Below are 3,060 nucleotides of genomic sequence, written 5' to 3'. Positions count from 1 at the left end.
GCCGCGACTGATCGCCCCCGGCAAAAGCCGCGAGGTCCACCACGACGCCAAACACAACCCGGCCCACGGGCCGCCAGCGCCGGATCTGTCACCGCTAGATGCCATGCGCCACAAGATGCGTCAACCCGAGAACGCGAAAGCCTATAAACGCCGCTCAGCCACCGTCGAACCAGTCATCGGACATCTCAAAGACCAAATCGGCTTACGCCGCTTCGCCCGCCGAGGACTCCAAGCCGTCACCGCCGAACTGCACCTGGCCGCCGCCGTACTCAACCTCACCCGCCTGCACCACAAAGCCCTCGCCCTGGGGTGAACACCCCGATACCCCGACACAGCACTCACCACTCACCAGACCCACCGGTCACCACTCACAAAGCGCAACAGCCACCTGCTGCGTGGGATCAACCCGTTAGAGGGCGAACCCGCGGTACCGGCTAACCTCGACGCGAGTCAACCGACACGAGGGAGTGGTAATGCAGGGCTTCGCCGGAAAGGTCGCCGTGGTCACCGGCGCCGGGTCGGGTATCGGACAGGCACTGGCCATCGAGCTGGCCAAGTCGGGCGCGAGCGTCGCGATCAGCGATGTCGACACCGAGGGCCTGGCGGCCACCGAAGAGCGAATCAAAGCGATCGGCGCGCCGGTGAAGACCGACCGCCTCGACGTCACCGAGCGCGAGGCCTTCGAGCTGTACGCCGACGCGGTCGTCGAGCACTTCGGCAAGGTCAACCAGATCTACAACAACGCGGGCATCGCGTATGTCGGCGACGTCGAGGTGACGCCGTTCAAGGACATCGAGCGAGTGATGGACGTCGACTTCTGGGGCGTCGTCAACGGCACCAAGGCGTTCCTCCCCCACCTGATCGCCTCGGGCGACGGGCACGTCGTCAACGTCTCCAGCCTGTTCGGCATCTTCTCGATTCCGGGTCAGGCGGCGTACAACTCGGCGAAGTTCGCGGTGCGCGGGTTCACCGAGGCGCTGCGTCAAGAGATGCAGGCGTCGGGGCGCCCGGTCAAGGTGACGACGATTCACCCCGGCGGGATCAAGACCGCGATCATGCGCAACTCGACGGCCGCCGAGGGGGTCGACCGCGAGGGTTTGACCAAGACGTTCGACACCTGGCTGACGCGGACCACTTCCGAGCGGGCCGCGAAAATAATCTTGGATGGCGTCCGAAAGGACCGCGCGCGAGTGCTCGTCGGGCCCGACGCAAAGATCCTCGACGTGATCGTGCGCATCACGGGTTCGGGCTATCAGCGACTGTTCCTGACACTGATGAAACGGCTGGTGCCCAACGCGCACTGACGCGTCACGAGTCGCCGAGCGGGTGTTCGGCGAGGAACGCATCGGCCACATGGCCGGGGTCCCCACCGTCGGCCACCGCGGCGCGCATCTCCGCCAGCGCGGCGGTGTCCAGCACGCCGGCCACCTCGTTGAGCGCGAGCACCTGTGACTCGTTGAGTTCGTTGCGCCGCGACAACGGCACCAGGTTCTCCGCTCGGATCAGCGACGTGCGGTCCGACAGCATCAGCAGCTCGGTCGGGATGCCGGGCGCCGCCGTGGTCGTCCACGCCGCCGGGAACCGGCCCGACCGCACGGCGTCGGAAACCGCCTCGCTGTCGCCGAATTCGGTCACCTTCGGTTTGCACGGCCCGATCGCGGACGGCCGGGGCGCCTCGGCGACCGCGGCGACGGTCAGCCCGTCGCAGTTGCGTACCGCAGCGGTGACGTCGCGTCCATCCCACTTCTCGGCTGTCGACTTCGCCACCGCGAGCGCGGGCTTGTCCTCCGCCGACGTGGTGTAGTCGCCCGCGGCGACGCCCTCAGGCAGCGCCGAGACCATCTCCCGATACACCTGCGTCGGCGCACGTGCGGTCGCCTCGGGGTCGAACCTGTGCAGCAGCCGGCCGGTGAAACCGGGCACCACCTTGATCGCGCCGGAATCCAGCTCGGCCAGCGGATCGTCCTCGATCTCGACGTGCGCCGCGCTGCCGTAGGACCGCAGCGCAGCGGCGTAGAGGTGGGCGATCAGCGTCGACTCGGGATCGGCCGTCGCGCCGACGGCTATCGACGGTCGCTCGGTCTGCCCGCCGCACGCGGCGCAGCCCGCCACGATCACCGCGACGAGCGCCAGCGCCAACCGCCGGCCCACGCGGGTCAGCCTTCCGACGCCTCGGCCACCGCCTGCGCGACGGCGGGCGCGACCCGGGGGTCCAGCACGCTCGGCACGATGCGATCGGGCGCCAGGTCGTCGCCGACCACTGAGAAGATCGCCTCGGCGGCCGCGACCTTCATCCGCTCGGTGATGCGTCGCGCTCCGGCGTCGAGCGCACCGCGGAACACGCCGGGGAATGCCAGCACGTTGTTGATCTGGTTCGGGAAGTCGCTGCGCCCGGTGGCGACGACGGCCGCGTACCTGCTCGCGTCGTCGGGATGGATCTCGGGATCCGGGTTCGACAACGCGAACACGATCGAGTTCGGCGCCATCGAGGCGATCAGGTCGGCGGGCACGACGCCGGCGGACAGCCCGAGGAACACGTCGGCGCCCTCGAGCGCCTCGGCGATTCCCCCGGTCAGTCCGCGCGGGTTGGTCGTCTGCGCCAGGTCGGCCTTGTAGGAGTTCAGGCCCTGCCTGCCCCGGTGCACGATGCCCTGCGAGTCCAGCAGCGTGATGTCGCTGACGCCGGCCGCCATCAGGATCTTGGCGCACGCGACGCCCGCCGCACCGGCTCCGGAGACCACCACCCGAAGCGACTCGATCTTGCGGTCGACGACCTTGGCCGCGCCCAGCAGGGCGGCCAGCACGACAATCGCCGTGCCGTGCTGGTCGTCGTGCATGACCGGGCAGTCCAGCGCCTCGACCAGGCGCCGCTCGATCTCGAAGCACCGCGGCGCCGAGATGTCCTCGAGGTTGACCGCGCCGAACGTCGGCCGCAGCCGGACGAGGGTCTCGACGATCTCGTCGGTGTCCTTGGTATCAAGCACGATCGGGATCGAGTCGAGGTCGGCGAACGCCTTGAACAGTGCGCTCTTACCCTCCATAACCGGCAGCGACGCGGCC

4 protein-coding genes are annotated in these 3,060 nt (G+C 68.8%); 2 read left to right on the top strand and 2 right to left on the bottom strand.

Annotation, left to right across the window (positions count from 1 at the left end):
* Nucleotides 1–313 (top strand): transposase (locus tag A5698_RS29890; RefSeq protein ID WP_156670715.1); only part of this gene is annotated, 313 nt, incomplete at its 5' end.
* 160 nt (nt 314–473) lie between these two features.
* A complete protein-coding gene (locus A5698_RS19065) occupies nt 474–1,304 on the top strand; it encodes an SDR family NAD(P)-dependent oxidoreductase (RefSeq protein WP_068300049.1) in 831 nt (276 codons plus the stop codon).
* Between the two features lie 4 nt (nt 1,305–1,308).
* Here the strand turns inward: A5698_RS19065 and A5698_RS19060 are convergent, their stop codons facing one another.
* Together A5698_RS19060 and A5698_RS19055 are read right to left on the bottom strand one after the other, a co-directional pair.
* Nucleotides 1,309–2,160: a glycine betaine ABC transporter substrate-binding protein gene (locus A5698_RS19060; protein ID WP_068300051.1), complete on the bottom strand. Its 852-nt coding sequence runs from the start codon at nt 2,158–2,160 to the stop codon at nt 1,309–1,311.
* Nucleotides 2,157–3,060, bottom strand: a 904-nt coding sequence (locus tag A5698_RS19055) for an NAD(P)-dependent malic enzyme (protein ID WP_068300047.1), incomplete at its 5' end; no start/stop codon positions are given. The genes A5698_RS19055 and A5698_RS19060, both read right to left, overlap by 4 nt.

Origin of the sequence: Mycobacterium sp. E136 (genome assembly GCF_001666865.1) — a bacterium.
GTDB lineage: Bacteria > Actinomycetota > Actinomycetes > Mycobacteriales > Mycobacteriaceae > Mycobacterium.
The sequence above is the reverse complement of the archived record's forward strand: the minus strand, read 5'-3'. Positions and strand labels throughout refer to the sequence as shown.